Source organism: Halalkalibacterium halodurans, from assembly GCF_004376175.1.
Classification (GTDB): domain Bacteria; phylum Bacillota; class Bacilli; order Bacillales; family Bacillaceae_D; genus Halalkalibacterium; species Halalkalibacterium halodurans.
The window spans coordinates 1-1,311 of sequence record NZ_SNUY01000152.1; the positions used below are offsets into that span (position 1 = coordinate 1).

1 pseudogene is annotated in these 1,311 nt (G+C 32.3%); it reads left to right on the top strand.

Annotation, left to right across the window (positions count from 1 at the left end):
- Positions 1-913: 913 nt before the first annotated feature.
- A pseudogene (locus tag E2L07_RS21450) lies at positions 914-1,066 on the top strand (sporulation protein YhbH); the annotation flags it as partial.
- Positions 1,067-1,311 lie beyond the last annotated feature (245 nt).

Here is a 1,311-nt window from a genome sequence, read left to right on the forward strand (position 1 = left end):
TTTATCCTTGAAGGAATGGAAGAAATGGCTATCATCTCAAAAGGACAAAAGGAAACGAAAAAGGATGTAATTTTAAGATAAAGTGAGATTAAGAGAGATACTGTCCAAAATACGGGGGTTAATCCGTTACTAATAGTTTTTACGGATACAAAATTAGGCCAGTACAGTCAGTATTTGAAGACGTTTTATTTAATAATAAAAAATTCAATGAGAAACAGTTAATTAAAGGTACATATGAAGAGGTTTATTTTAAGATAAAGAGAATCCTTCCTATTTTTAAATATTTGAGAGGACTTACCTATGAAGAGGTGAAGGAATGCACTAATGTATATAAATATATAATAACTCATCAAAAAAAAGAGGATTACTTAAATTCGCAGATTATAAGAGCATTATCAAACCTCGGCCAAGGCGATAACTTAACGGACATGCCAAAAGAAATAAGAGTAAATTACAGACGAAAGTATCTTTGGACTATTAAAAATTTTGAACGTTTAAGTTTAGATGAAATAAAGAAATTCTTGCAGGATGAATATGATAGGTATGATACTTTTCAAAGTAATCAAAGAAGTGACTTTCACAGGTTAGTTTCAATTTATGATTATTTTAGATATGGGAAAAAATATATTGAACAATATGTTAAGGGATAAACAAAAAATAACCCATTGGAGTGTTCACATCAGAGACATGAATTCCAATGGGTTACCTGTTTCGTTAATATCATATGTTTATGATAATGATTTTGTTATCGGGAGTCAATAATTTAATTGTGTAATTTTGTTACAATTTTAAGAAATGATAAGTGTTTAGGTGATTGTATAAATAAATGAGGTGGATAAAGGAAAAAATGTTTTTATCGCTCGAAACACCATCAATAAGATCGCCAATCAGATTGCAACGTTTATACCTTAGTGAGGTCAATCAGTACTCCCGTCACAGCACCTTAATGAATGCTTATAAAAATCTAAAAGACCCTCGATTCCGCTCGTACGTGCTAAAAGAAAAAGGAGACGTGTACCGAGCGATGAAAACCTTCTTTAAAAAAGAGGAAGAAGCGGTATCGTAAAGAAGAGGGGGCTGGGACAAAACCCCAGGAAATAAAAAAATAAGGCGTAGGAGCTTACACTAAAAAGTGTAGGCTTCACGCCTTTTTATTCGTATTTTGTGTAAACCAAAAGGACACCTTTCTCTATAGCCCCTAAATGAACTTGGACAGTAAGAGTAATAAATATTATACTACTTATTGTACCAAGGAGGCTGACATCATGAAACGAACAAGACACTCAAAAGGTTTCAAATTACAAGTCGTAA